General features: G+C 71.9%; 18 protein-coding genes and 1 pseudogene. 4 read left to right on the top strand and 15 right to left on the bottom strand.

Annotated elements, in window-relative coordinates:
• Positions 1-17: 17 nt before the first annotated feature.
• From B9S57_RS05845 to B9S57_RS05820, 6 genes are all read right to left on the bottom strand, one after another.
• Complete coding sequence (locus tag B9S57_RS05845; RefSeq protein WP_103514445.1) at positions 18-983, bottom strand: DUF6801 domain-containing protein; 966 nt, start codon at positions 981-983, stop codon at positions 18-20.
• A complete protein-coding gene (locus B9S57_RS05840) occupies positions 973-3,834 on the bottom strand; it encodes an NACHT domain-containing protein (RefSeq protein ID WP_103514444.1) in 2,862 nt (953 codons plus the stop codon). The genes B9S57_RS05845 and B9S57_RS05840 overlap by 11 nt, the downstream gene beginning before the upstream one ends.
• Complete coding sequence (locus B9S57_RS05835; protein WP_103514443.1) at positions 3,831-4,130, bottom strand: trypco2 family protein; 300 nt, start codon at positions 4,128-4,130, stop codon at positions 3,831-3,833. The genes B9S57_RS05840 and B9S57_RS05835 overlap by 4 nt, the downstream gene beginning before the upstream one ends.
• Before the next feature lie 232 nt (positions 4,131-4,362).
• Entirely contained in the window at positions 4,363-5,778 is a 1,416-nt protein-coding gene (locus B9S57_RS05830; protein WP_103514442.1) for an NAD(P)/FAD-dependent oxidoreductase, read from the bottom strand.
• 207 nt (positions 5,779-5,985) lie between these two features.
• Positions 5,986-6,843 (bottom strand): inositol monophosphatase family protein, encoded by an 858-nt coding sequence (locus tag B9S57_RS05825; RefSeq protein ID WP_103514441.1) that lies wholly within the window; start codon positions 6,841-6,843, stop codon positions 5,986-5,988.
• A gap of 45 nt (positions 6,844-6,888) precedes the next feature.
• Positions 6,889-8,694: a gamma-glutamyltransferase family protein gene (locus B9S57_RS05820; RefSeq protein ID WP_103514440.1), complete on the bottom strand. Its 1,806-nt coding sequence runs from the start codon at positions 8,692-8,694 to the stop codon at positions 6,889-6,891.
• Between the two features lie 200 nt (positions 8,695-8,894).
• Between B9S57_RS05820 and B9S57_RS36185 the strand changes: the two genes are divergently transcribed.
• Entirely contained in the window at positions 8,895-9,533 is a 639-nt protein-coding gene (locus B9S57_RS36185) for a hypothetical protein (RefSeq protein WP_103514439.1), read from the top strand.
• A gap of 136 nt (positions 9,534-9,669) precedes the next feature.
• Positions 9,670-10,734 carry a biotin/lipoate A/B protein ligase family protein gene (locus B9S57_RS05810; RefSeq protein ID WP_103514438.1) on the top strand — a complete coding sequence of 355 codons (1,065 nt, stop codon included), beginning with the start codon at positions 9,670-9,672 and terminating at the stop codon, positions 10,732-10,734.
• A gap of 212 nt (positions 10,735-10,946) precedes the next feature.
• Here B9S57_RS05810 and B9S57_RS05805 read toward each other — a convergent pair whose 3' ends face one another.
• The 6 genes and pseudogenes from B9S57_RS05805 to B9S57_RS05780 all read right to left on the bottom strand — a co-directional run bounded on the left by B9S57_RS05805 (position 10,947) and on the right by B9S57_RS05780 (position 18,924).
• A complete protein-coding gene (locus B9S57_RS05805) occupies positions 10,947-12,368 on the bottom strand; it encodes a diaminopimelate decarboxylase (protein ID WP_103514437.1) in 1,422 nt (473 codons plus the stop codon).
• A gap of 145 nt (positions 12,369-12,513) precedes the next feature.
• Positions 12,514-14,181, bottom strand: a complete 1,668-nt coding sequence (locus tag B9S57_RS05800) for a CdaR family transcriptional regulator (RefSeq protein ID WP_103514436.1) — start codon at positions 14,179-14,181, stop codon at positions 12,514-12,516.
• Between the two features lie 223 nt (positions 14,182-14,404).
• On the bottom strand, positions 14,405-16,624 hold the full coding sequence (locus B9S57_RS05795; protein WP_103514435.1) for an NADP-dependent isocitrate dehydrogenase: 2,220 nt from the start codon (positions 16,622-16,624) through the stop codon (positions 14,405-14,407).
• A gap of 134 nt (positions 16,625-16,758) precedes the next feature.
• A pseudogene (locus B9S57_RS35205) lies at positions 16,759-16,918 on the bottom strand (LuxR C-terminal-related transcriptional regulator); the annotation flags it as partial.
• Complete coding sequence (locus B9S57_RS05785) at positions 16,906-18,387, bottom strand: amidase (RefSeq protein ID WP_103514434.1); 1,482 nt, start codon at positions 18,385-18,387, stop codon at positions 16,906-16,908. The gene B9S57_RS05785 and the pseudogene B9S57_RS35205, both read right to left, overlap by 13 nt.
• 177 nt (positions 18,388-18,564) lie before the next feature.
• Positions 18,565-18,924, bottom strand: coding sequence for a hypothetical protein (locus tag B9S57_RS05780; protein WP_103514433.1), 360 nt, complete (start codon positions 18,922-18,924; stop codon positions 18,565-18,567).
• A gap of 200 nt (positions 18,925-19,124) precedes the next feature.
• On the opposite strand from B9S57_RS05780, the gene B9S57_RS05775 reads away from it, so the two are divergent.
• On the top strand, positions 19,125-19,886 hold the full coding sequence (locus tag B9S57_RS05775) for a hypothetical protein (protein ID WP_103514432.1): 762 nt from the start codon (positions 19,125-19,127) through the stop codon (positions 19,884-19,886).
• Here the strand turns inward: B9S57_RS05775 and B9S57_RS05770 are convergent.
• Together B9S57_RS05770 and B9S57_RS05765 are read right to left on the bottom strand one after the other, a co-directional pair.
• On the bottom strand, positions 19,849-21,396 hold the full coding sequence (locus B9S57_RS05770) for an NCS1 family nucleobase:cation symporter-1 (RefSeq protein ID WP_103514431.1): 1,548 nt from the start codon (positions 21,394-21,396) through the stop codon (positions 19,849-19,851). The genes B9S57_RS05775 and B9S57_RS05770 overlap by 38 nt on opposite strands.
• Positions 21,397-21,482: 86 nt before the next feature.
• Positions 21,483-22,484, bottom strand: coding sequence for a TIGR03842 family LLM class F420-dependent oxidoreductase (locus B9S57_RS05765; protein WP_103514430.1), 1,002 nt, complete (start codon positions 22,482-22,484; stop codon positions 21,483-21,485).
• 503 nt (positions 22,485-22,987) lie between these two features.
• On the opposite strand from B9S57_RS05765, the gene B9S57_RS05760 reads away from it, so the two are divergent.
• Positions 22,988-23,818 carry an alpha/beta fold hydrolase gene (locus B9S57_RS05760; RefSeq protein WP_103514429.1) on the top strand — a complete coding sequence of 277 codons (831 nt, stop codon included), beginning with the start codon at positions 22,988-22,990 and terminating at the stop codon, positions 23,816-23,818.
• A 207-nt stretch (positions 23,819-24,025) separates the two neighbouring features.
• On the opposite strand, the gene hydA is transcribed toward B9S57_RS05760, so the two are convergent.
• Complete coding sequence (hydA, locus tag B9S57_RS05755; RefSeq protein ID WP_103514428.1) at positions 24,026-25,426, bottom strand: dihydropyrimidinase; 1,401 nt, start codon at positions 25,424-25,426, stop codon at positions 24,026-24,028.
• Positions 25,427-25,612 lie beyond the last annotated feature (186 nt).

Here is a 25,612-nt window from a genome sequence, read left to right as displayed (position 1 = left end):
GCCGCACCGGAGGCTTCTCAGCCGCCGCCCTCGTCCCCCTGGCGCTTTCGCAGCCTCAGGCCGGCGATCGAGGCCGCAACGGCGATCACGAGGACGGCGGCCACCGGGAGGATCGGGCTCCGGCCGTCCTTGCCGTCCGGGGAGTCCGCCGCGGAGGGCCGCGTGACCGTGTCGTCGTGCGGGGCTCCCCCGGGCGGGGCCGAGGCCGCGTTGGACGAGGACGTGGCCTCGGAAGGTCCGGTGGTCGCGGACATGGTGACCGACGACGGCCCGGCGGTCGCGCTGCCGGAAGGACCGGGCTCCTCGCCTGTTCCCGGGCCCGCCGAGGCAGACGGCCGAGGGACGGACGGTGCGGATGGTCGCGGGGCGGGCGCGATGGTGAACGAGGTGAGGACGGCTTCCTGCCCGCCTCGCACGGTGCAGGGGACGTCGAGCTCCTGCAACGTGGGATCGCCGTCCGCGTCTCTCGGCACCAGGTGCGCGGCGAAGTCGCCCACGACGATCTCCGCCCGGCCGTCTTCGGCGAATGTGACCGCGGGGGCGACGCCGTCCGCCGGAATGCGGAGTGACCCCGAAGACGGGATGCCGGTTCTGTCGACGGTGAGGGGCACCGTGAACCCGAGGTCGCCCTCCGGAGCCGTAACCCGGGTCCTCGCCCGCAGAGTGCCGTCGATGCTGTGCACACCGAGCACGGCGAGTCCGCGCGTGAGACCCGAGCCCACCGTCGCCTCCGCATGAATGGCGAGCCGATGACTGGGCTCTCCGACCGTATGGTCCTGCGGGACATCCATGGAGATGCTGGCGGTGATGTCCTGGGATCCGATGTACGGAAAGGCGCACGCATACCTCAGAGTGAGCGAAACCGGCTGCGCTGCCGAGGTTTCGGCTCCCAGGACGCCCGCGGCGACGCCGGCCGCCAGCGTCGCCGCGAGGACGGAGGCCGTCGCCGTCCGAGTTCTTCCCGCACCGTGTTCATCCCTCATGGCTCACCTCCGGTTCTCGGTGCCCGCGGCGCCTGTGCCGTTCGTGGAAAGTGCGGCTCAGATGGTCTTGCAGGCGTGCGTGTCTGAACTGGTAGACCGCACCGGACCGCAGCAGCACGCCCCGCTCGTGGGCGTCGTCGAGAAAGGCGATCAGGGCCCAGGGCAGTCGTCCCCGCAAGGGCAACCAGATGCGGCACAGAGCCACCCACTGGCACCACGCGGTCATGGTGAGTCCGTATCCGATCCCGCCCGCGAACGCGGACACGAGCCCGAACACCAGCCCGGTCAGGAAGCCGCGCAGAGGACCGTGCTGGACACCCTCGATGATCCCGGCCAGGGGGCCGAGTACGCAGATCCAGGCGAGCAGGTTGTAGACCACGTTCCGGCGGTTGGTCTCCAGCAGGTCCACGGGCCTGACCGTGGTTCCGGGCGGCACAGGCACCTCGAGCCACGCCATGAGCCCGAACACGAGCCCGCCCCCGAGCGAGATCTCGGCCAGGAAGAGCAGCGCGGTCGTCAGTCCGCCGCCGCCCTGGCCGTCCGGCAGCCCGAGCGGATCGATCACCCCCCGGTCGATGAGCACCAGCGTGAGCGCGACGATCAACCCGCCGCAGAAGCCGGTCATGAATTTGGGGCGCACCTCCCCGTGTCTCATCCGGGGGCCGGCGAACGTCCTCAACCGGCCCACGAGGCTGATGCGGACCGGGGAGGGCCGGAACGCCGCGCCCTCGGAAGTGAAGTGATAGGCCAGCCCGAAGATCAGGCCGGCCGCGATCCCGTGGAGGAGCCCGGCCACCAGTCCTCGCAACAGGGCGAATTCGATACCGTGCGGCGTGTCGACCAGGACCACGGGCACATTGGAGATCGCGGTCGTGACTCCGAAGGCCAGTCCCGCCAGAAGGCCGATGACGACGGTGCGCGTGAAGCGAGGCAGGGTGGTGCCCAGTTCCCACCAGGTGAGGTCGTTGCTCTTCGCCCGGGCACCCTGAGGAAGCCGGTCCAGGTGCGCGGCGAGGTGGCCCAGCCAATACTCGGCTCGCCTGAGGTCCCAGGGGGGACGCGCGCCGGTGCCTCGCACATGTGGCGTGCCTGTCCGTCGAGGGTGGTAGGCGGCCGGCAGGAACTCCGTGAGAAGGTGCTCCTGAATGGCCTCGGGGCCGGCGAACCTCTCCACCTCCAGCAGAACCAGAGGGGACTCTCCCGGGGGGTCACCGCACACGGTGCGGGCCAGCGAGGCCATCAGCGGCGTCGTCAGCGCGGCAGCGACGTTCGACGCGCCTTCGGAGCGGTGCTGTTGACGCAGTTGCGCGAGGACCGGGTCCCAGGCGGAGACTCGCACGGGGCCGTCCGCGTCGGCTCCCTGCCCGCCGCGCAGATAGGCAGCGAGATCATCCGGGGTGAGGTCGCCCAGCTCGATTCCCGGGGCATTGAGGCGGACCGGTACCCGCTTCCTCCCCTCGGTTCCGTCGTCGTTCGGCAACACAGCCTCGGCGTAGGCAGCGGGACGACTCGTCAGGAGAAACTTCAGGCCGCTCTGGTTGAGTGCGGAAAGCGCTTCGTACCGCAGGCCGGCGCCGATCTCGTCGAATCCGTCGAGCACCGGCAGAATCCTGCCCTCATCGAGCAGCATCTGAGCCAGGCTTGTTCCGGGTTGCACGCGGAGCGCCAGATCGGGGTAGTCCCGCACCAGGAGTTCGCACAGCCAGTCCTGCAATTCGGTGGTCGCGGGGTTCCAGGAGCCCAGACCGAAGATCACGGGCACGGGACCACCGTGCGCACGGGTGCGCAGCAGTTCGAGGACGAGATGGATAAGCAGTACCGACTTGCCCGCACCAGCACCCCCCAGCACCACCAGGCGCCCCGTGCTGATCTCCCGGTACCCTGCCACGATCTGCGCGATCTGGTCGTCCAGTCGCGGGGACAGCGCCTCCTGCGTCAGCAGGCCGGGCGCCCTCTCGTTGAAGTAGGCGGGGTCCGCGGGCTTGAGACGCAGAGACAGCGCGTAGGGATCGTGCAGCCGTCTGCGCCGCTGTTCGGCTCTCCACTGTTGCCGTACCGAAAGCGCAAGCCGTTCGATCGGCTCCTCCTGCCCGGCGGCCGAGAACGACGACGAACGTGTGAGCCGGTCGAGCTCGACCACCGTGGCAGGGAGGCCGATCAGTCGGCACAGTGTCTCCAGCCGGTCCGGAGCCACCTTTCGGTACCACTCTTCGACCCGGCTCGCCGTCAGCGTGCCGGGCCCTTCGGCCCGGTGCTGCTCGGCGACGACGCCGACGACGCAGCCGCCGCTCCACATCGCGGCACCCGACATCCCCTCCCAAGCCGAGCCTGCGTGCTCCGGACCGTCGTGAGGAGCACCCGTGACGATGAACTCCAGGCTGCCCGCGCGGGCGTTCGACCACGGCGCGATCGTGCCGTGGGCATGGTGGGAGTCCCGGTACACCGAAGCGGCATCACCCCTCAGCTTGAACCGGGGAAAGCCCAGGGCCTCGCAGTCCGCCTTCATCCGGGTGCAGCCGAAGCGCACACCGGCGAGTGAGCCGGTCAACAGCCCGACAGCCGCGGTGTCCTCGATGTCGAGCACCGCCACGTCCACCGCGTCGTGTTCCCATACCGTCCGGCACTCGAGCTCCACCGTCCGGCGGTCCTGGGTCACGAAACGGGCGTATACCGTCGCCGCGTCCCGCACCACGTGCGAGGCCGTGAGCACCGCTGTTCCCGTCACGAGGTAGCCCGACCCCAGCACACGCCCACCGGTCTCGCGCACGGCGACGATCTGCACCGCCCTGGAGGGTTCGAGCCCGCTCGGCCCGGTCGTCCCGACGAAGGCACCGTCGAACACGACGCTCACCGCTCGTGGGCCTCGGCGTTGCCGGAGACGTACGGCGGGTTGACCGATCCGGCAATCGTCGGTTTCAGCGACAGGGTGATGCGCTGCGTCCCCGTGTGGGCGACCGCCGCCTCGGCGCCGGACTCCACCACCCAGAAGCGCACCTTCGCCCCGGTGTTGCCGGACCGCTCCAGTGCAACCGACACTTCGAGCTCGATGGTTCCCAGCTCGAACTTCAGTGTCGCGCCCTCGGCCGCACCCGTTGCACGTTCCAGTTCCTCTCTCAGGTCATTGATCACATGGGCCAACTCGATCACGCCACGCCTCTTTCCGAGCACTCCGACCATCCGGCGCCGCGCTCACCCCGGGATGCGTCCGACCCTAGGGATCCGTGGTTCCTTGGCACCACAGGAGGCATCTCATTGGCCGAAAGCAACCTGTGCGCAGCCGATTCGGCACAGTGCCGCACTCCCATGACTGCATGCGCGGGAGACCTGACGCCGCGGGGCGCACGGCCGAGTCCGCGCTTTCGGGTGAGTCGACTTCCGCTCACTCCGCCCTCAGGCGCCGCCACACCGCCTTCGCCGCGTGGTGTCCCGACATGCCGTGCACGCCCGGGCCGGGCGGGGTGGCCGACGAGCAGAGGAAGACCGCCGGGTGGGCGGTGGCGTACGGCACGCGGGCCAGCTTGGGCCGGAGCACCGTCTGGAGTCCGGCGAAGGCCCCGGTGCCGATGTCGCCGCCGACGTAGTTGGCGTTGCGGGCGGCCAGCTGGGGCGGTCCGGCGACCGCGCGGGCCAGGACCAGGTCGCGGAACCCGGGGGCGAAGCGCTCCAGTTGGCGTTCGATGACCTCCGTGGCGTCGCCCTCCCAGCCGGCCGGGACGTGCCCGTACACCCAGAAGACGTGGCGCCCCTCGGGGGCGCGGCCCGGGTCGACGAGGCTGGGCTGCGCGGTGATCAGGAAGGGGACGCTGGGGTCGCGGCCGTCCACCGCGGCGCGCAGGGAGGCGTCGATCTCGGCGGCGGTGGGGCCCACATGGACCGTGCCGGCCCTCCGGGCCTCCTCCGCCGTCCAGGGCACGGGGCCCGACAGCGCGTAGTCGATCTTGAAGCAGGAGGGACCGTAACGGTAGTGGTCGTAGGCCCCGCCGAGGCCGGCGATCCGGGCGAGCGCGGTCGGTGAGGTGTCGAAGACGTACGCGCGCGCGGGCGGGAGTTCGTCGAGGCGCCTGACCTCGAAGTCCGTGCGGATCACGCCGCCCTGCTCGCGCAGGAAGGAGGCGAGGGCGTCGGAGATCGCCTGCGAGCCGCCGCGTGGCACGGGCCAGCCGTTCTCGTGCGCCGCGAGGACGAAGAGCAGGGCGATCCCCGCCGTGGCGAAGCCGTTCGTCGGGGCGATGGCGTGCCCGGCGAGACCGGCGATCAGCGCGCGTGCCTTCTCGCCCCGGAAGCGCCGGGAGAGCAGGGTCGCGGGCTGGACCGCGTCGAGCCCGAACCGCGCCCAGCGGTACGGGTCCAGGGGCAGGCCGTCCCACGGGGTGCGCAGGAAGTCGGCGGCGAGGGTGTCCCAGTGGCCGGTGAACGGGGCGACGAGTCTGCGGTAGGCACCGGCGTCCGCCGGACCCAGCGACATGGCGCTCTCCCCGACGGACCGGCTGAGCAGCGCCGCGGAGCCGTCCGGGAAGGGATGGGCGAGAGAGAGCGGAGCGTGGAGCCATTCGAGGCCGTGCCGGGCGAGGGGCATCGCACTGAAGGCCGGGGATCCGATGCCCAGCGGGTGCACGGCGGAACACGGGTCGTGGCGGAAGCCGGGAAGGGTCAGCTCCTCGGTCCGGGCGCCTCCCCCGACAGTCTCCCTCGCCTCGAACACCTCTACGGCGAAGCCGCGACGGGCCAGCTCGGCCGCGGCCGTCAGTCCGTTGGGGCCCGCCCCCACGACGACGGCATCCAGCATCGATGGCACCTTCGGACTCCTTTGTCAGCCGGTGGCCGGGCTCCCAGGATATTCACGCGCACCGGCAGCGGTCCTCCGGGTAGCGTCATGCCTCGATGACCACTGCCTGCGAACCCACCCCGCCGTCGCCACGATGGCCGCCCGGCTCACCCAGGTGCCCGGTAGGAGGCGGCCGGAGTCGTCCGCGACGTCGAAGCCGTGCTGGAGGCCGGCTGATCAGCCGGCCTCGGGGCCGGGAGCGCGTAGCGCCTGGAGGATCCGGTCCGCCGTCGCCCGGTCCCTGGCCGCGGTGAAGGGCAGGTCGTTCCCGCCGGTGATGCGGTACGGGACCCCGGAGAACGTCGACTCGGTGCCCCCTGCCTCGGTGACGAGGAGCAGCCCCGCCGCGTGATCCCAGGCGAGCTCCCAGTTGAAGGCGACGGCGTCCTGCGCGCCGCACGCGACGGCGAGGTACTCGAGACCCGCCGAGCCGCACGCGCGGGCGTCGATGCCCTCGGTGCGCAGGCCGAACAGGGCCCGCTTCTGCGCGTCGGAGGTGTGGTCGGGGTGGGACATGGCCACCTTGAGCACGGCTCCGGGCGCGGGCGAACCGCTGTGCACCGGAGTTCCGTTGAGGGTGGCTCCCCTCCCTCGTACGGCGACGGCCATCTCGTCCAGGACCGGGGCGTACGTCCACGAGGCATAGACCTCGCCGTGGCGGGCGAGGGCCACCAGGGTGCAGAAGCCCGGCTCGCCGTGGACGAACTGGCGGGTGCCGTCGACCGGGTCGACGATCCACACGGGGGCGTCGCCGCCGAGTGCGTCGTAGACCGAGGGGTCGGCGTGGACGGCTTCCTCGCCGACGACGACGGAGCCGGGCAGCAGCCGCTTCAGGGACGCGGTCAGGTGTTCCTCGGCCCCCCGGTCAGCCGCGGTGACCAGGTCGTGCGGGCCGCTCTTCTCGACGATCTCGTGTGCGGCCAGCTGCTGGTAGCGCGGCAGGATCTCGGCGGCCGCCGCTGCCCGGACCGCCGCCTCCACGTCGGCGGTCGGCCCGGCGTGCCCGGCGGTCCCGTACAGGAAGTCATCGATCATGACTCCAGCTAAGCACGGTCCGCCGGGGGCGCCCCGGGCAGGTGGTCAGCGGCCGACGGCGTACCCCTGCATCCCGCGCGGGTTGGCCGCGGCGGACAGGACGCCGGTCTCCGGGTCCCTGGCGACCGCGCACATCCGGCCCTCGGACCAGGGGTCCCCGACGGTGACGTCGTGGCCCCGTCGGCGCAGTTCCTCGACGACCTCCGGGGCCATGCCCTCCTCCACGGTGACGCTGCCCGGGCGCATCCCGCGCGGGAAGAAGGAGCCGGGGAAGCTGTCGTTGTGCCAGTTCGGGGCGTCGATGGCGCCCTGGAGGTCGGGGCCGCCGCGGACCTCGTCGCGCTGTGCGACGGCGAGGAAGAAGTGCAGCTGCCACTGGTCCTGCTGGTCGCCGCCGGGGGTGCCGAACGCCATCACGGGGACCCCGTCGCGCAGGGCGAGGGACGGGGTGAGCGTCGTGCGGGGCCGCCGGCCGGGGGTCAGGGTGTTGGGCAGGCCCTCGTCGAGCCAGGCCATCTGCAGCCGGGTGCCGAGCGGGAAGCCCAGCTCGGGCACGACCGGGTTGGACTGGAGCCAGCCACCGCTGGGCGTGGCGGCGACCATGTTGCCCCAGCGGTCCACGATGTCGAGGTGGCAGGTGTCCCCGCGGGTCGCACCGTCCTTGGCGACCGTCGGCTCGCCCGCTCCGGCCACCGGGATGCCCATGGCGTCGAAGCCGGACTCGCCGGAGGCGACGGCGTGGGCGTGGGCGCTGAGGACGGGGGTCCGGCCCTCGGGGCTGCCGGGACGCAGCTCCAGGGAGGCGGTGTCCTTGATCAGGGTGCGGCGCTCGTCGTTGTACGGCGCGGAGAGCAGCGCGTCGAGCGGCACACCGGTGGCGTCTCCGTACCAGGCCTCGCGGTCGGCCATGGCGAGCTTGCAGCCCTCGATGAGCAGGTGGACGTAGTCGGCGGAGCCGTACGCCGGGAGCTCGTCCGGGAGGAGGGCGAGCTGCTGGAGGAAGGCGGGGCCCTGGCTCCAGCCTGCCGCCTTGGCGAGTGTCCAGCCGTTCCAGTCGTAGGTGGCGGGCGCCTCGTAGGTCGCGGACCAGTCCGCCAGGTCGGCGGCGGTGAGGGTGCCGGTGTGACGGCTCCCGCTGGTGTCCATGGTGGGGACGGCGGACTGGCGGACCAGTGCCTCGGCGATGAAGCCGGTGCGCCATATCCCCCGGGCTGCGTCGATCTGCGCGACGCGGTCCTGGCCGCCCGACTCCTCGGCCTCGTCGACGAGGCGGCGCCAGGTGGCGGCGAGGACCGGGTTGCGGAACAGCTTGCCCGGTTCGGGCGCCCTGCCGCCCGGGAGGTAGACGTCGGCGGAGGTCGGCCACTCGCTCTCGAAGAGCTCGCGGACGGTCTCGACGGTCTGGCCGACGCGCTCGACGGGGGCGTGGCCGTCCTCGGCGTAGCCGATCGCGTAGCGCAGGACCTCGGCGACGGTCTTGGTGCCGTGGTCGCGGAGCAGCAGCATCCAGGCGTCGAAGGCGCCCGGCACGGCGGCGGCGAGCGGTCCGGTGCCGGGGACGAGGTCCAGTCCGAGCGAGCGGTAGCGCGCGGCGGAGGCACCCGCGGGGGCGGGGCCCTGGCCGCACAGCACCCGCACCTCGCCGTCCTTCGGCGCGAGGATCATCGGGACCTCGCCGGCCGGGCCGTTGAGGTGGGGCTCGACGACGTGCAGGACGAATCCGGCGGCGACGGCCGCGTCGTAGGCGTTGCCGCCGTCCTCCAGGACGGCCATCGCGGACTGCGAGGCGAGCCAGTGGGTGGAGGACACCATGCCGAAGGTGCCCTGGAGGGTGGGGCGGGTGGTGAACACGGGTGAGGCTCCTTGCTGCGACATGCTGAGTTCTGTGGTTCCGCGACGCGTTCGCGGATCGTACGTACGGGAGGCGAGCCCCGTACAGGCGGTCAGGCCGCCGCGTCCGGGGCGGTGCCGTCGTCGGCGACGAGGTGGCAGGAGACCTGCCGGCCGGAGAGCACTCGACGCAGCTGAAGAGACGAAGGAGACGGCCAGCCATGCCACGACGATTCGGACGCCCCGGCCTGTTGGGGACGATCGCCCGTACCGCGGTGATCTCGGGCACCGCCACCGCGGTGTCCAACCGGGCGGAGCGGCGCGACATGCAGCGCCAGATGGACTCCCAGCCCCAGCAGATGCCCCCTGCCCAGGCTCCCGCTCCGCCCCCGGCCGCTCCGGCGTCGGGGACGGACCGGGTGGCCCAGCTGACCCAGCTCGCGGAACTGAGGATCCAGGGTGTGTTCGCCGGGATGGTGGTCTTCGCGGCCATTGGAATCACCCAGGCCGCCGAGGGCCGTCGGCGGGCTCCACGACGCGCCTACGTCATGCTCGGACTGCTCTTCACCGCCGTGCTCCTCCCGCTCGGCGCCAACACGGTGACCACCGTGCTGCTGAACAACTGGACCTCACGGACCAAGAGCACCGCGCAGCGATGGCTCTCCCACACCCCCGGCGCGTCGGTCACAAGCGTCGAGGCGCAGTCCAGAACCCTGTACGTCCACGTCCGCAGCCCCGGCGGTCTGCCCCCGCTCGACGACCTGCTGAGCGACCTCGAAGGGGCCGTTCCCGACGGCGTCCCCATCGTGGTCGACTCGACGCGTGGTGAGCGCATCGCCGCGGGCAAGGTCGGAGGATGAGGTGAGGCACCCACCCGCAGCCGTTGCCCCGAAGGCCGCGCCTGCGGCATCGGGGCCGCACAGCCGCCCACACAGCCGCTCGTGACGGTGCGACAGCTTCAGTACCCCGCACCGAACCGTGGAGAGGAACGAATCCGTGCATGGCGAGTACAAGGTGCCCGGCGGCAAGCTGGTCGTCGTCGATCTGGAGGTCGATGGAGGTGTCCTGCACGACGTGGCGGTCGCCGGGGACTTCTTCCTGGAACCCGACGAGGCGATCCTCTCGATCAACAGAGCTCTGGAGGGCGCCCCTTCCTCGACGGACACGGCAGGCCTGGCGGCCCGGATCACGGCAGCCCTGCCCGAGTCGGCCGTCATGCTCGGACTGACCGCGCAGGGCGTAGGCACCGCTGTCCGGCGAGCGCTCGCCCGTGCAACCGAATGGAGCGACTACGCCTGGCAGTTGGTGCACATGGAGCCGCAGGCCCCTGCCCTGCACATGGCACTGGACGAGGTCCTCACCGCAGAGGTGGCCGCCGGGCGGCGGGCCCCCACGCTGAGGGTCTGGGAATGGGCCTCGCCGGCTGTGGTCATCGGCAGCTTCCAGTCCCTGCGGAACGAGGTGGACCCGGTGGCGGTGGCGAAGCACGGCATGACCGTGGTCCGTCGTGTCTCCGGGGGTGGCGCCATGTTCGTGGAGCCCATGAGCACGATCACCTACTCCCTGTCCGTGCCGGAGTCGCTGGTCTCGGGCCTCTCCTTCGCCGACAGCTACGCCTACCTCGACGACTGGGTCCTGGGCGCGCTCGGTGACATGGGCATCAAGGCCTGGTACCAGCCCCTCAACGACATCGCCACCGACGCCGGAAAGATCGCGGGCGCCGCCCAGAAGCGGATCACCGGCCCCGACGGTACGCCGGGAGCCGTCCTGCATCACGTGACGATGTCGTACGACATCGACGCGGACAAGATGCTCGAGGTCCTGCGCATCGGCAAGGAGAAGATGTCCGACAAGGGCACCGGGAGCGCCAAGAAGCGCGTCGACCCGCTCCGCCGCCAGACGGGCCTCGTCCGCGAGCAGGTCATCGAGAACATGATCGCCTCCTTCCGCGACCGCTACGGGCTCACCGTCGGCGAGGTCACTGAGCGGGAGATGGCCCGGGCCAAGGAGCTGGTGCGGACGAAGTTCGCCACCGAGGAGTGGACGGCGCGGGTGCCGTAGCGGCGCACCCGGCGGCCGGCCTTCTCCGCGGGCCGGGGAGGAGGCCGGTCCCGTCAGCTCCCGACTGGCACACCCCGCAGGAGACGGCCGGGGCGCGCGCCGGCCGTCTCCTGGCCGCCGCGCAGGACGACGTCCCCCGCCACGACGACGTGCCGGGTCCCCGTGGCGTACTGCCACGGTTGCGCCTACGTCGCCGGATCGTCCGGTTCCCCTCAGGAACCGGCTGCAGCGCCCGGGGGGACCAGCGCGTCGGCGTGGGCGAGGCCGCTCTCCGCCGCGATCTCGTCGAGCGTCTGCGCAGCACGGACCGTGGTCAGCCGTACGCTGCCGTCCTGTTCGACTGTGAAGCCGTGGACGGCGGGACGGGGCAGGCTGTTGTACGCCCAGTGCGTCGAGAAGTAGTAGGCGCCGGTGTCGTACAGGGCTACGAGGTCGCCCTCCTCCAGCTCCGGGAGATCCCGGCCGTGGGCGACGACGTCACCGGCGAAACAGCAGGGACCGGCGATGTCCTGGCGCAGCGGGGAGCCGGTCCGGGGGATGCCGTCGCTGTCGAAGGCGCCCACCCGCAGCGGCCACGCCTCGGGCATCAGGACGGTGCGCGTGGCGGTCTGCGCTCCCGCGTGGGTGACGGCGATGCGCCGGCCGCCGGCCTCCTTGACGTACTCCACGCGTGCGGCGACGAACCCGTTCTTGGCGAGCAGCGAGCGGCCGAACTCGGTGACGAGCGCGTAGCGGCCGTCGAAGAGGTCCGGGACGGCAGCGCTCAGGGCGCGGGTGTGGTCGGCGAAGGTCGGGCGGGTCCCGTCGTCGTCGAAGTTGACGGGCAGTCCGCCGCCGATGTCGAGGCTCGTGATCTGCCGGGTGCCCAGCCTCCGGTTGATCTCCTCGGCCAGCCGGTACGCCTCCGCCACGCCCTCCGCGATGAGTTCCAGCGGACACCCCTGGGAGCCGACGTGCGCGTGGAGCCGGGTCAGCCACGGCCGTTCGGTGAAGGCGCGCACGACGCGCTCGCGGGCGCCGGGATCACGCAGTGCCACCCCGAACTTCGAGGTCGCGGTGGCGGTGCTCATCGCTCCGATGGAGCCGCCGCCGACCTGGGGGTTGACGCGCAGTCCGACGACCGAGGCGCTGCCCGGGGGGCGGAGTGCGTCGATGCGGCGCAGCTCGTCGAGGTTGTCGGCGTTGACGGCCACACCGAGGGCGAGGGCCTCGCGGATCTCCTGCCGTGTCTTGGCGGGCGAGTCGAGGACGATCCGCGAGGGCTCGACGCCGGCGTCGAGCGCGAGGCGCAGCTCCCCCGGGCTCGCCACCTCGCAGCCCATGCCGAGCCCGGCGAGCAGCCGGAGCACGGGGATCAGGGAGGCCGCCTTGACGGCGAAGGTGTGGAGCACGTCGGGGGCGTGGGCGAAGGCGGCGTGGAGGCTCTCGACCGAGGCCCGGATCCCCTCGGGGTCCAGGAATCCGGCGACGGGCTGCTCCTCCGAGACGAGTCCGGTGGCGACGGCCCTGCGCAGCACGGCGGAGACACGGTGGGCGGGGGCGGGGGCGGGGGCGGCCGGGATCGTGGGCGGCTTCGGGGAGACGTCGCTGACTGAGGTCACGGAGGGACTTTCCGGTGGGGCTGTGCCACGCATGCGGAACGGCGTGGCGGGACAGGGCAAGGCTGCTCCCCGCGTCCCTCGCCCGTCTTCGTCGACCAGGACGAAGCAGCACCGGATTTTTGGCCGGACGGACGAATACCGCCCCGAATCCGCTCAGACCGATCCGGCCCGGGTCCGCTCAGCTCTGATCACCGCTTGGGCCCGGGTCCTCTCGGACCACTTGGGTCAGACGCACCGCCAGGGCCATGACCAGCCGGGTGTCGGGGTCGTCGAGGTCGATGCCGAAGCGCTCGCGGACCCGCCGCAGCCGGTACCGGAGGGTGTTCGGGTGCAGCACCAGCCGCCGGGCCGCCCGAGGGACGTCCCCGGAGGTCTCAAGAAAGGCCGCGAGGGAGCGCACCAGGTCTCCGCCCGCCGCCAGGTCCGCGCGGATCAGCTCGTGCACGGGACCGGCGCCGGACTCCCACACGGGGCGGACCGCGTCGAGCATGCGCAGGGCGTCGATCGTCGGCCCCACGTCACCGGGCCCTGCGTGCCGTACGGGCTGGGGGTCGCGTCCCCGGGCCTCCCGTTCGCGCAGCGCGCGGACGACCAGCAGGGCCTTCTCGTACGACAGGGACGCCTCCAGCCCCGAACGCACGGCCTGACCCACGCCGATCCGGACGCGTGCGGCGTCCGGGATGCCGGCGGCCAGCGTGTCGAGTTCCCGGGCCAGGGCCATGGCCTCACGGGGGTCACCGCCGTCGTCGGTCACGGGGAGCAGCACGGCGACCTGGCCCTCCTCCCGCAGGGCCCGGGCGGTGGACCGGGAGGCGGTGGCCTGGATCGCCAGGGCCTCCAGTGCACGGTCGGCCCCCGGCCCCTCCGCCTCGCCGCGTACGGCGGCGACGACCGCGCAGGGGGCGTCGGGCGGCAGCCCGAGCGACCACAGGTGCGCGCGCCGGTCACCGTTTCGGTGCAGCAGGCCGCGCAGGGCGTGCGCCTCGCGCCGCAGGGTGCCGCTCTCGCGCATGCGGTGGCGCAGCAGATGGGGCACGGCGAGAGCGGCGGCGCGGCGCAGCACCTGTGCCGCGTCGGGCGAGAGGCGCCGGCCGTCGGCCGCCGCCCAGAGTGATCCCAGCATCTCGCCGCCGCTGCGCACGGCGACGACCAGGCGTTCGGGGCTGTCCCCGTCGGCGGCCCGGTGGATGACGTCCTGGGAGGTCCACAGCGCGCGCAGGAGCCCGCTGCGGCGCAGCTCGGCGACGCGCCGGTCGGGGACCCGGCCGCTCAGGATCGTGGATCTGCGCACCCCGTCCGCACCGGGGCCGGTCGCGGAGTGGGCGAGGACCCGGAACTGGGTGTCCTCCACCGTGATCGATCCCCGGCAGGAGTGGGCGGTGGCGGTGGCGAGAGCCACGAGCCCGCCGGCGTCGTCGGCCACGAGGCCGCCCCGGCCGGCCGACGCGAAGGCCGTCGCGGACCGCAGCAGTGCGAGGGTGTCGCCCCAGTCGGCCCACTCCGCGCGGGCGAGCAGTACGATCCCGCACTCCTCGGCGGCGTCCAGCGCCTCCGCCGGCACGGGCGCCCCCTCCGGCTCCCTCAGCACAACGGCGGCCGCACCCCGGCGGGCGGCTTCCCGCACGGCGGCGGTGGCGGCGGCCGGGTCCGCGGCGGGTCCGGCGGCCAGCACGATCCGCCCTTCGTGGGGGCGGGCCGTTGCCTCGTCACCGATGACCACGCCGTGGACCGTCACGTCCTGCCCGGCGGGAGCGAGCAACAGGCGCAGGACGCCGTCCTCGTCGTGGGCGAGGATCTGGCGGAGCGTGACGTGGTCCGGTTCGCTGCCGGTGGTGCCTGGCATCATGCGCCGAGGATACGAGCAGGCCGCAGGCCGTACGGAGCGCGACCACGCCCCGGCCGGGCCCGCCGGCGGTGTCGGGGGCGACGGCCCCCCGCCCGCGTGCGGAGGTCGCGGTGCGTCGCACGCAGCCGGTCGGTGAAGGCGGGGAAGGCCCCCGGACCACGCACGACCGCCCCGGCGGTGGGGTGCCTGCCGGGGCGGTCGTACGTGCGATGCGGTGCGCGAATCAGCCCAGGGTCGCGATGGCCTTGTTGAAGGTGGCCGACGGACGCATGACGGCCTCCGCCTTCGCCGGGTCGGGCTGGTAGTAGCCGCCGATGTCGGCGGGCTTGCCCTGAGCGGCGACGAGCTCGTCGACGATGGTCTGCTCCTGGTCGGACAGCGTCTTGGCGAGCGGTCCGAACGCCTCGGCGAGCGCGGCGTCCACGGTCTGCTGCGCCAGCTCCTGGGCCCAGTAGAGCGCCAGGTAGAAGTGGCTGCCGCGGTTGTCGATGCCGCCGAGCTTGCGGCTCGGGGACTTGTCCTCGTTGAGGAAGGTGCCCGTGGCCTTGTCCAGGGTGTCGGCGAGCACCTTGGCGCGCGCGTTGTCCGTGGTCGTGGCCAGGTGCTCGAAGCTGACCGCGAGGGCGAGGAACTCACCCAGGCTGTCCCAGCGCAGGTAGTCCTCCTTGACCAGCTGCTGGACGTGCTTCGGGGCGGAGCCGCCGGCGCCCGTCTCGAACAGACCGCCGCCGTTCATGAGCGGGACGACGGAGAGCATCTTCGCGCTGGTGCCCAGCTCGAGGATGGGGAACAGGTCGGTGAGGTAGTCACGCAGCACGTTGCCGGTGACCGAGATGGTGTCCTCGCCGCGGCGGATGCGCTCCAGGGAGAACGCGGTCGCCTCCTCCGGGGTGCGGACGGAGATGTCCAGGCCCTCGGTGTCGTGCTCGGCCAGGTAGGTGGTGACCTTGGCGATGAGGTTGGCGTCGTGCGCACGGCCCTCGTCGAGCCAGAACACGGCCGGGTTGCCGGTCGCGCGGGCGCGGGTGACGGCGAGCTTGACCCAGTCCTGGATGGGCAGGTCCTTGGTCTGGCACATCCGGAAGATGTCGCCGGCGCCGACGGCCTGCTCCAGTACGACGTCGCCCTTGCCGTCGAGGACCCGCACCGTACCGGTGGTGGGGATCTCGAAGGTCTTGTCGTGGCTGCCGTACTCCTCGGCCTTCTGCGCCATCAGACCGACGTTGGGTACGGAGCCCATGGTCGACGGGTCGAAGGCGCCGTTGGCGCGGCAGTCGTCGAGGACGGCCTGGTAGACGCCCGCATAGCTGCTGTCGGGCAGGACCGCGAGGGTGTCGGCCTCGTTGCCGTCCGGGCCCCACATGTGGCCGGACGTACGGATCATGGCCGGCATGGAGGCGTCGACGATGACGTCGCTCGGCACGTGCAGGTTGGTGATGCCCTTGTCGGAGTCGACCATGGCCAGGGCCGGGCCCTCGGCGAGCTCGGCTTCGAAGGACGCCTTGATCTCGGCGCCCGCGTCCACGGAGTCGAGGCCCTTGAGGATGCCGCCGAGACCGTCGTTCGGGGTCAGGCCGGCCGCGGCGAGCACGTCGCCGTACTTGGCGAAGGTGTTCGGGAAGAACGCGCGGACCACGTGGCCGAAGATGATCGGGTCGGAGACCTTCATCATCGTGGCCTTCAGGTGCACGGAGAACAGGATGTCCTCGGCCTTGGCGCGCGCGACCTGCGCGGTGAAGAACTCGCGCAGGGCGGCGACGCGCATGACGGCGGCGTCCACGACCTCGCCGGCGAGGACCGGGACGGACTCGCGCAGGACGGTGGTGGTGCCGTCGTCGCCCGCGAGCTCGATGCGCAGCGAACCGGCCTCGCCGATGACGACGGACTTCTCCGTCGAGCGGAAGTCGTCGACGCCCATGGTGGCGACGTTCGTCTTCGAGTCGGCGGTCCAGGCGCCCATGCGGTGCGGGTGCGCCTTGGCGTAGTTCTTGACCGACGCGGGGGCGCGGCGGTCGGAGTTGCCCTCACGCAGGACGGGGTTCACCGCGCTGCCCTTGACCTTGTCGTACCGGGCGCGGACGTCCTTGTCCTCGTCGGTCCGCGGGTCGTCCGGGTAGTCGGGAAGCGCGTAGCCCTGCCCCTGGAGCTCGGCGATCGCGGCCTTCAGCTGCGGGATCGAGGCCGAGATGTTGGGCAGCTTGATGATGTTCGCGCCGGGAGTCTTGGCCAGCTCACCGAGCTCGGCGAGCGCGTCATCGATACGCTGATCGGCCTTGAGACGCTCCGGGAAGCCGGCGATGATCCGTCCCGCCAGGGAGATGTCACGGCGCTCGACCGTGACACCCGCGGTCGAGGCGTACGCCTCGATGACCGGCAGGAACGAGTACGTCGCCAGGGCAGGGGCCTCGTCGGTGTGCGTATAGATGATGGTCGAGTCAGTCACCGGGTGCTCCGCTCCACGTCTGCAACATTGCTTGACATCAAGATATCTCCTGACCGTCCCCCTCTCCACAGTGGCCCGCGCCCATTCCGGCGGAACCGGTCACTCCTGCCCGGCGGGGCGGCGGGTGCTCGGGTGCGTGGCGCTTCGACCAGCCCGGACCCGTAGGCGAAGACGACCGAGCTGGGCGCGGTCGCGTGGGCCCAGCTCGGTCATGGGCCGGCTGATGTGGGTCCTGGCCGTGAAAGGGATGACCACCATGTGGACGGCGATCTCCTCGTTGGTCAGACCCCTGGCGTATCCGGGGCGGGCGGCCGGTGCTCGTACCAGCGCCGGTCGTCCTCCAACTGCGCGGCGAGGGAGATGAGCCGGGCCTCGCTGCGGGAAGGGCCGAGCAACTGGGCGCCGAGGGGCAGGCCGTCGCGGGTGAAGCCCGCCGGAACGTTGACGCCGGGCCAGCCGAGGACGTTCCAGGGCCAGGCGTAGGGGCAGGCCGAGGTCATCGCCAGGTCGGTGCGCCAGGCGCTGAGCCGGTCGAACGCCCCGATCTCCGGTGGCGGTGCGGCCGTGGTCGGGGTGAGCAGCACGTCGTACCCGGGTCCTCCGCGTGCCGTGGTGTCGAAGAAGGCGCCGATCCTGGCGTGCTGGCGCACCTCCCGCGCGCGTGCGGCGCGTACGACGCGACCGCCGAGGCGGGTACCGGTCCGCAGGGCGCTGCGGGTGCGGGGGTCCAGGAGTCCCGGTTCGGGGTGGAGCGCGGCGAGCTCGGCGATACCGGCGGTGGCGCGGGGGACGAAGGAGAGGCCGATCAGGCCGTAGCGGGGACGGGCCTCCTCGACGTGGTGGCCGAGCCGGGCCAGGACTTCGGCGAGCGCGGTGACGGCCCGCAGGACCTCCGGGTGGGGCGCGTTGCGGGTGAGGGTGAGCGGAGGCCGCAGAGAGAGCCCGATGCGGAGCCTGCCCGGGTCGCGGCGGGCCGCGGCCGACGCGTCGACGGCGGGCGGGCGGTGCGGATCACGGGGGTGCGGTCCGGCCGCGGCGTCCAGGAGGAGGGCCGCGTCCGCGACGGTGCGGGCGAGGGGCCCGTTGACGGTGAGGCCCTGGAAGGCGTCGCTGTGGGGGTGGACCGAGATCCGGCCGCGCTGCGGCTTGATGCCGACGAGGTGGGTCCAGGCGGCGGGGATGCGGATGGAGCCCGCACCGTCCGAGCCGAGGGCCGCGGGGACGAGTCCGGCGGCGACGGCCGCCGCCGAGCCACCGGACGAACCACCGGGTGTGTGCGCGGTGCTCCAGGGATTGCGGGTGACACCGAAGGCGGGCCCCTCGGTGAACGCCCACTGCCCGAGCTCGCAGGAGTTGGTCTTGCCGACGACGACGGCTCCGGCGGCCCGGAGCCTGCGGACCGCCTCGCTGTCCGCGGCGGCCGGAGGCAGCGCGCCGTCGCAGCCGAAGTAGGTGGGCATACCGGCGACGTCGGTGTCGTCCTTGACGGCGACCGGGACCCCGAGCAACGGCAGCCGCTCCCCCGCCGCCAGCCGCCGGTCGGCGTCGGCCGCCTCGGCGAGCGCGTCCTCGGTCCGCAGCTGGCGGAAGGCGTTGAGGGTGCGACGGCTCGCCTCGATCCGCGCGAGGGCCCCGGCGACCAGCGCGTACGAGGTCGTCCGGCCCTCGGCCAGCTCCCGTGCGCTGTCCATGAGTCCCGGCTGTACGGACGGCTCCGGCGGCCTGATCGGTCCGGTCCGCTCCGTGGGGTCTGCTGAGGACATCGCCACCGCCTCCTCGCGTCCGCCGGAGCACCGGTCCCCGGGGTCCGCCCGGGGACGCCCGAGCGGGTCTACTGGAGAGTAACGAGGCGGGGGTCCCCGCTCAAGCACGCCGCACGCTGACGGGCGCCCGTCTCCTCCCGCACGTGCCCCGGGAGACGGGCGCCACGGGCCGGGGTACTACGGCCGTACGTGGATCTCGCCGATGCCCGAACCGAGTCCGGCGCAGTGGGCGGTCGACTGCCCGGACTGGCCGGGCCCGAGCGTGACGTGCTCGCCGTCCACGTCGGGGGACCAGCCGCAGACCAGGTGGACCCAGAAGGTCTGCGTGGTCGAGCCGTTGTTCCTGCAGAGCGCGTAGCCGGTGTAGTCGTCGATCGCGTGCTTCCCGGTGTCGCAGGACAGTCCGGGCGGGATGGCGGCCGGTGTCGTGGCGGCGGCGGGCGCGACGGCCGTCGCGGCCAGCGCGAGGGCGGCACCGGCGACGGCAGCGCCTCGCACCAGCACGCGGACGGTGTTCCCCCCGAGCAGCTTCTTCATGGTCTCCCCTTTGGTTCCGGTCGGATTCCGGCGATCTTCAGGGCTGCTCTCCCCCACGTTCCGTAGCCGAAAACAGCGCCGAACCTCACCCTCCGTGCACCCGGCCACCGCGCACCGAACCGCGCGCGGGCGTACGCTCGCTGGAAGGGGTGAATTCCGCTGGCAAGGCCCCTGACCAGGGACGTTTCCGAGGAGGCGCCGTGACAGGACAGCGCATCGCCGCACGTGCTGCCGCCTGTGCGGCAGCGGTCGTACTCGCCGTCGCGGGTGGCACGGTGGCCCGGGCGGACGACGACTTCGCATCGCTGCCGGCCGAGCAGATCGCCGACCGCTTCCGGGACGCCCTGCTGGACGCCCGGTCCCTGCATCTGCGGGTGAGGGGCGACCTCGGGGAGAGCCGGCCTCCGATGACCGTCGAGCTCAGCCTGGACCGCAGCGGCAACTGCGCGGGCGACGTCGACCTGGGCAAGGGCAAGGGCATGGTCGAGATCGTCAAACGCGGCAACTCGGTCTGGCTGAAGCCTGACGCCGACTTCTGGGAGAACCAGGTCCCGGTCGGCGGCTCGGCCTTCGATGCGGTCCTCGCCGGGCGGTACATGAGGGGCGAGGCCTCGGACTCCAGGCTGCGGCCCGTCGTGGAGGCATGCGATCTGGACACCTTCCGCGAACTGGTCTCCGACAACGCCGACACGGCCACCGGGACGCTCACCAAGGGGGACGTGACGACGGTCGACGGCGTCCGGACCGTCCCTGTGACCAGGACCCTGCACGGCCAGGAGCTGACGGCGTACGTCGAGACCGGGGGCGCGCACCACCCGGTGCGGATCACCGTCCGGGGCGACGGGGCGGACGCGGCCGTGGACTTCTCCGGCTTCGACGAGCCGGTGCCGACGGCCACGCCGCCCGCGGACGAGACGGTGGACGTCAGCGCCCTGCTCGGCCGGGCCCCTTCGCAGTCCTGAAACCCCGGCTCAGCGCGGTGTACAGCACCAGCGAGGAGGCCAGCCCGACCGCCCAGCCGTAGTCGGCGAGCGGTTCGAGGAAGGGGATCAGCCCGTCGGCCGGGAACGGCCCCTTGCCCGGGGCCGAATGGGAACCGCCCACCGCGAGGACGCCTCCGGCCACGAATGCGGCCACGGCGCGCCAGTTCCAGCCGTTGGTGTACCAGTAGCGGCCCCCCGGCAGATAGAGGTCCGGAAGGTCGAGCACGGTGCGGCGGATGATCCAGTAGTCGGCGATCAGGATGCCGGCCACCGTACCCAGGAGCCCGCCGACCAGTCCCAGCCAGGTGAAGATGTACAGCTCGGGCGTCTCGGTGAGCTTCCACGGCATGATCAGGACGCCGACCACGCCGGTGATCAGCGCGCCGGTACGGAAGTTGATGAACTTCGGTGCCAGATTGGCCAGGTCGTACGCCGGTGAGACCACGTTTGCCGCGATGTTCACGGAGATGGTCGCGACGAGCACGGTGATCAGCCCGAAGAGCAGGCCGAAGACGTTGTCCGTCTCCGCGACGAGCTGGACCGGATCCCAGATGGCGTCCCCGTACACGGCCTGCGAGCCGGAGGTCACAAAGACGGAGAGCAGTGCGAAGAACGTCATCGTGGTCGGCAGACCGAACGACTGCCCCCGGATCTGGGCGCGTTGGCCGGCACCGAAGCGGGTGAAGTCGGGGATGTTCAGCGAGAGCGTGGACCAGAACGCGATCATGCCCATCAGCGACGGGAAGAAGACCGGCCAGAAGTCGGCGCCCCAGCCGAGGGCGGAGGGCTGGTCCAGCAGCGGGCCGAAACCGCCCGCCTCGACCGCGACCCAGACCAGCAGGGCGACCGCGCCGACCAGGACGAAGGGAGCCGCCCAGTTCTCGAAGCGACGCAGGGTGTCCATCCCCCGGTAGATGATGGCGAGTTCCAGCGCCCAGAAGAGCACGAAGCAGAGCCACAGCGTCCAGGGCTGCCCGCCGATCTCGCCGGCCTTCGCCCAGCCTCCGAAGATCTTGCCCAGCAGGGTGAAGATCCCGACGCCGCCGATCCACGTCTGGATCCCGAACCAGGCGCAGGCGACCGCCGCCCGGATCAGCGCCGGCAGGTTGGCGCCGCGCAGCCCGAAGGAGGCACGGGCCAGGACGGGGAAGGGGATGCCGTACTTGGGGCCGGCGTGTCCGGTCAGCAGCATCGGGGCGAGCACGATCAGGTTGGCCAGCGCGATCGTGAGGACGGCCTGCTTCCAGTCCATGCCGAGCGCGACGAGCCCGGAGGCGAGCAGCCAGGACGGGATGTTGTGGGCCATCCCGATCCACAGAGCCGCGAAGTTGTACGTCGTCCAGGTACGGCGCTCCAACGGGACGGGCAGGAGGTCGCCGTTGACGAAGCGTGAGTCGTCGGGAACGGCTCCGGGGGCGAGCTCGATCCGGCCCGGCGGTATCGGCTCCCCGGGGGCGGACGGTGGGACGGGCGGGATGGTAGCGGTCATGCCGGTGGGACCCTTCGCTCGGGAGAGGTGCCGTGCGGGGCGTGGGCGTGTGGTGCCCGGACCTCCTGCCAAAGGCGCGGAAGGGGTCAGACGGAGAGTGCCGGGATGATCGTCGAGCCGTAGGCGTCGATGGTCGCCTCCCGCGCGTCGTGCATGTTGTACACGGCGAACTGGTCGACGCCCAGATCGCGCAGGACCTGCAGCTTCTCGATGTGGGCGTCGGCGGGGCCCAGCAAGCAGAACCGGTCCACGATGTCGTCGGGGACGAAGGCCGTGTCCGGGTTTCCGGCGCGGCCGTGATGGCTGTAGTCGTATCCGGAGCGCCCTGCGATGTACTCCGTGAGCGCCTCGGGCACCAGGCCGGAGTGCTCGCCGTAGCGGGAGACGAGGTCGGCCACATGGTTGCCGACCATGCCCCCGAACCAGCGGCACTGCTCGCGCGCGTGGTCCAGGTCCTCGCTCACGTAGGCGGGCGCGGCCACGCAGATGGTGACGGAATCCGGGTCGCGGCCGGCCGCGGCAGCCGCGTCGCGGACCGCTTTGACCATCCACTCGGTGAGGAAGGGGTCGGCCAGCTGGAGGATGAAGCCGTCCGCCTTCTCCCCCGCCAGCGCGAGGGCCTTGGGGCCGTACGCGCCCATCCAGACGGGCAGCCTGCCGTCCTTCACCCAGGGGATCTGGACCGGCTGTCCGTCCACGGTGGCCTCTCGCCCCTCGGCGAGGTCCCGGATCACGTCGATGGCCTCGCCCAGCCTGGCCAGTGTGTTGGGCTTCCTGCCGGCCACCCGCATCGCGGAGTCGCCCCGCCCGATGCCGCAGACGGTGCGGTTGCCGTACATCTCGTTGAGCGTGGCGAACGTGGAGGCGGTGACCTCCCAGGTGCGGGTGCCGGGGTTGGTCACCATCGGCCCGACGACCAGCCGGTCGGTGTGTTCCAGGATCCGGCTGTAGATGACGAAGGGCTCCTGCCAGAGCACCGCCGAGTCGAAGGTCCAGCCGTAGCGGAAGCCGTTCCGTTCCGCGCGGCGCATGAGTCCGACGACGGCCGAGGCGGGCGGGTCGGTCTGCAGGACGAGTCCGAATTCCATGACAGATGCTCCTCGTAGAAGTACTGACACGTGGCGCGGGGGTGAAGGGGCCGTGCAGGGAGCGGCGGCGAGCTGCCTGCCCGGTGTGCACCGTCCGGCACGGCGCACGCAGGTGGACGGGGTCCGGACTGCGCTTCCGGAGACGTGTTCCGGCAGAGCCTTCCACATCGGGCCGTGCCCGCCCCGCTGACGCGGCCCCTGGCGACACGAGTCGCGGGGGGACAATCCTGGACCGCTTCCCGGCCTTTGGGAAGGGGGAGTCTACGCGCGAAGCTTCCCGGTGCGGGGTGCGTGAGCTGTGGGCCCGCACGACCACGCGGGGGCCTGCCCGTCCCCTGGCCCGAGACGGATTCAGAGTGAGGGGTTTGCCCCAGGAAGGTATCGTTTGTGGAGTTCAGTCGCGTATCCGGGCTCATCCGTCCGTGGCGGTCCTGCGCCCGCGCGGCCGACGCATTCCCGCACGTTTCCCTCCCCACAGCAGCGACTCCAGCGGAAGGATCGACATGGGCACGGTCACCACCGTCGACGGCACGAGCATCTACTACAAGGACTGGGGCCCGCGCGACGCGCAGCCGGTCGTGTTCCACCACGGCTGGCCGCTCAGCGCCGACGACTGGGACAACCAGATGCTGTTCTTCCTCGCCCAGGGCTACCGCGTCGTGGCCCATGACAGGCGGGGGCACGGGCGCTCGAGTCAGAGCGCCACGGGGCACGACATGGACACCTACGCCGCCGACGTGGCGGCCGTGACCGAAGCGCTCGACCTGCGGGGCGCCGTGCACATCGGCCATTCCACCGGTGGTGGCGAGGTGGCCAGGTACGTCGCCCGGGCCGAGCAGGGGCGGGTGGCGAAGGCCGTGCTCGTCAGCGCGGTCCCCCCGGTCATGGTGAAGTCCGCGTCGAACCCGGGCGGCCTGCCGATCGAGGTCTTCGACGGCTTCCGCGCCTCCCTCGCCGCCAACCGCGCGCAGTTCTACATCGAGGTGGCCTCGGGACCGTTCTACGGGTTCAACCGCCCCGGCGCCGAGGTGTCCCAGGGGCTGATCGACAACTGGTGGAGGCAGGGCATGCGCGGTGCGGCCAACGCACACTACGAGTGCATCAAGGCCTTCTCGGAGACCGACTTCACCGAGGACCTCAAGAAGATCGAGGTGCCGGTCCTGGTCGCCCACGGCACCGACGACCAGGTCGTGCCCTACGAGGACGCGGGCCCCCTGTCCGCGAAGCTGCTGCCGAACGGCAGGCTGAAGAGCTACGAGGGCTACCCCCACGGCATGCTCTCGACGCACCCGGAGGTCATCAACCCGGACCTCCTGGCTTTCGTGAAGGAGTAGGGCCCGCCGCACGGGCCACCGCGGGCCGGGCTGGCCCCGGCCCGAACGCTCATGCCGCATCCCTCATGCCGCATCCCTCATGCCTCATGCCTCATGCCGCATCCCTCATGGCTCATGCCTCATGCCTCATGCCGAATCCTGGGGTCGGGTGTCCGCTCCGCCGTGGCCTCCGGGTGCGATGCGCGCGCGGGCGGGGTGGGGGGCCGTTCAGTCGAGGTACTGACAGGTGGATCTGGGCGTGAAGGTCCCGTGTCCCGCGTGGCCGACGTACGTCCGCCCTTGGATGACGGGCTTGCCGCGCGAGAGGACCGTCTCGGCCTGCCCGGTGACCGTCTTCCCTTCGTACGCGGAGTAGTCGACGTCCATGTGGTGGGTCTCCGAGGACAGGGTCTGGACGGCCTGCGGGTCGTAGATGACGATGTCGGCGTCGGATCCGGGCGCGATCGTGCCCTTCCTCGGGTACAGGCCGAACATGCGGGCCGGCGTCGCGCAGGCGATCTCGATCCAGCGGCGCCGCGAGATGTGCCCGTCGACGACTGCCTGGTGCAGCAGGTCCATGCGATGCTCCACGCCCGGCAGCCCGTTGGGGATCTTCGAGAAGTCGCCGCGTCCCATCTCCTTCTGGCCGGAGAAGCAGAAGGGGCAGTGGTCGGTGGAGACGACCTGAAGTTCGTTGGCGCGCAGCCCTCGCCACAGCGCCTCCTGGTGTTCCCGAGGACGCAGCGGGGTCGAACAGACGTACTTCGCCCCTTCGAAGTCCGGCTCGGCGAGGTTGTCCGTGGAGAGGAAGAGGTACTGCGGGCAGGTCTCGCCGAACACCGGCAGCCCCTTGTGACGGGCGGCGGCGATCTCGGCAACGGCCTCGTCGGCGGAGACGTGCACGACGTAGAGCGGCGAACCCGCGACCCTGGCGAGCTGGATGGCGCGGTGCGTCGCCTCGGCCTCCAGGGCCACCTTGCGCACATCGCCGTGGTAACGCGGATCGGTACGCCCCTCGGCGAGCGCCTGCTCGACCAGGACGTCGATGGCGATGCCGTTCTCCGCGTGCATCATGATCAGACCGCCGTTGCCGGAGGCCCGCTGCATGGCGCGGAGGATGCGGCCGTCGTCGCTGTAGAAGACGCCCGGGTAGGCCATGAAGAGCTTGAACGAGGTGATGCCCTCCGCCACCAGGCGGTCCATCTCCTTGAGCGAGGACTCGTTCACGTCCGAGAGGATCATGTGGAAGCCGTAGTCGATGGCGCAGTTGCCCTCGGCCTTCTTGTGCCAGGCGTCGAGCCCTTCGCGCAGGGAGCGGCCCATGGTCTGGATGGCGAAGTCGACGATCGTCGTGGTGCCACCCCAGGCCGCGGCCCGGGTCCCGGTCTCGAAGGTGTCGGCGGCGTAGGTCCCGCCGAACGGCATCTCCATGTGCGTGTGCGCGTCGACCCCGCCCGGAATGACGTACTTGCCGGTGGCGTCGATCCTCCGGTCGGCACTCCAGCCCGCCGCGGCGTCGGTGCCGTGGGCGGCCAGGGCGGCCACGCGTCCGCCCTCGATGAGCACGTCGGCGTGGATCTCGTCCGACGCGGTGATGACGAGGCCGCCGTGGATGACGGTGCGGCTCATGTACCCCTCCTCGCTGTGGCGATACCGGTGGTGACCACCGGTGAAGACGTTCCTTGGCTCGTGTGAGGCCCTCCGCGCTCCCCCTCGGTGAGGAGTCCAGCTTCCGGCACGGGGCCGCCCGTTTTCTTCCCCCGCCCGAGGGATCCCGCTCCCCCGCCCGGGGGAGACCTCCGGCGGAAGAACCTC

Origin of the sequence: Streptomyces sp. SM10 (genome assembly GCF_002910915.1) — a bacterium.
Lineage (GTDB): Bacteria > Actinomycetota > Actinomycetes > Streptomycetales > Streptomycetaceae > Streptomyces.
Note: the sequence above shows the minus strand (reverse complement) of the source record. Positions and strands in the feature narration are given on the sequence as shown.

What these genes read in the sequence shown, in the direction of transcription:
- B9S57_RS05805 (WP_103514437.1), bottom strand. Translation starts at nt 12,368, where the DNA reads ATGCGTGGCACAGCCCCACCGGAAAGTCCCTCCGTGACCTCAGTCAGC.
- hydA (WP_103514428.1), bottom strand. Translation starts at nt 25,426, where the DNA reads ATGAGCCGCACCGTCATCCACGGCGGCCTCGTCATCACCGCGTCGGAC.
- B9S57_RS05845 (WP_103514445.1), bottom strand. Translation starts at nt 983, where the DNA reads ATGAGGGATGAACACGGTGCGGGAAGAACTCGGACGGCGACGGCCTCC.
- B9S57_RS05770 (WP_103514431.1), bottom strand. Translation starts at nt 21,396, where the DNA reads ATGACCGCTACCATCCCGCCCGTCCCACCGTCCGCCCCCGGGGAGCCG.
- B9S57_RS36185 (WP_103514439.1), top strand. Translation starts at nt 8,895, where the DNA reads ATGCCACGACGATTCGGACGCCCCGGCCTGTTGGGGACGATCGCCCGT.
- B9S57_RS05780 (WP_103514433.1), bottom strand. Translation starts at nt 18,924, where the DNA reads ATGAAGAAGCTGCTCGGGGGGAACACCGTCCGCGTGCTGGTGCGAGGC.
- B9S57_RS05760 (WP_103514429.1), top strand. Translation starts at nt 22,988, where the DNA reads ATGGGCACGGTCACCACCGTCGACGGCACGAGCATCTACTACAAGGAC.
- B9S57_RS05800 (WP_103514436.1), bottom strand. Translation starts at nt 14,181, where the DNA reads ATGATGCCAGGCACCACCGGCAGCGAACCGGACCACGTCACGCTCCGC.
- B9S57_RS05825 (WP_103514441.1), bottom strand. Translation starts at nt 6,843, where the DNA reads ATGATCGATGACTTCCTGTACGGGACCGCCGGGCACGCCGGGCCGACC.
- B9S57_RS05785 (WP_103514434.1), bottom strand. Translation starts at nt 18,387, where the DNA reads ATGTCCTCAGCAGACCCCACGGAGCGGACCGGACCGATCAGGCCGCCG.
- B9S57_RS05765 (WP_103514430.1), bottom strand. Translation starts at nt 22,484, where the DNA reads ATGGAATTCGGACTCGTCCTGCAGACCGACCCGCCCGCCTCGGCCGTC.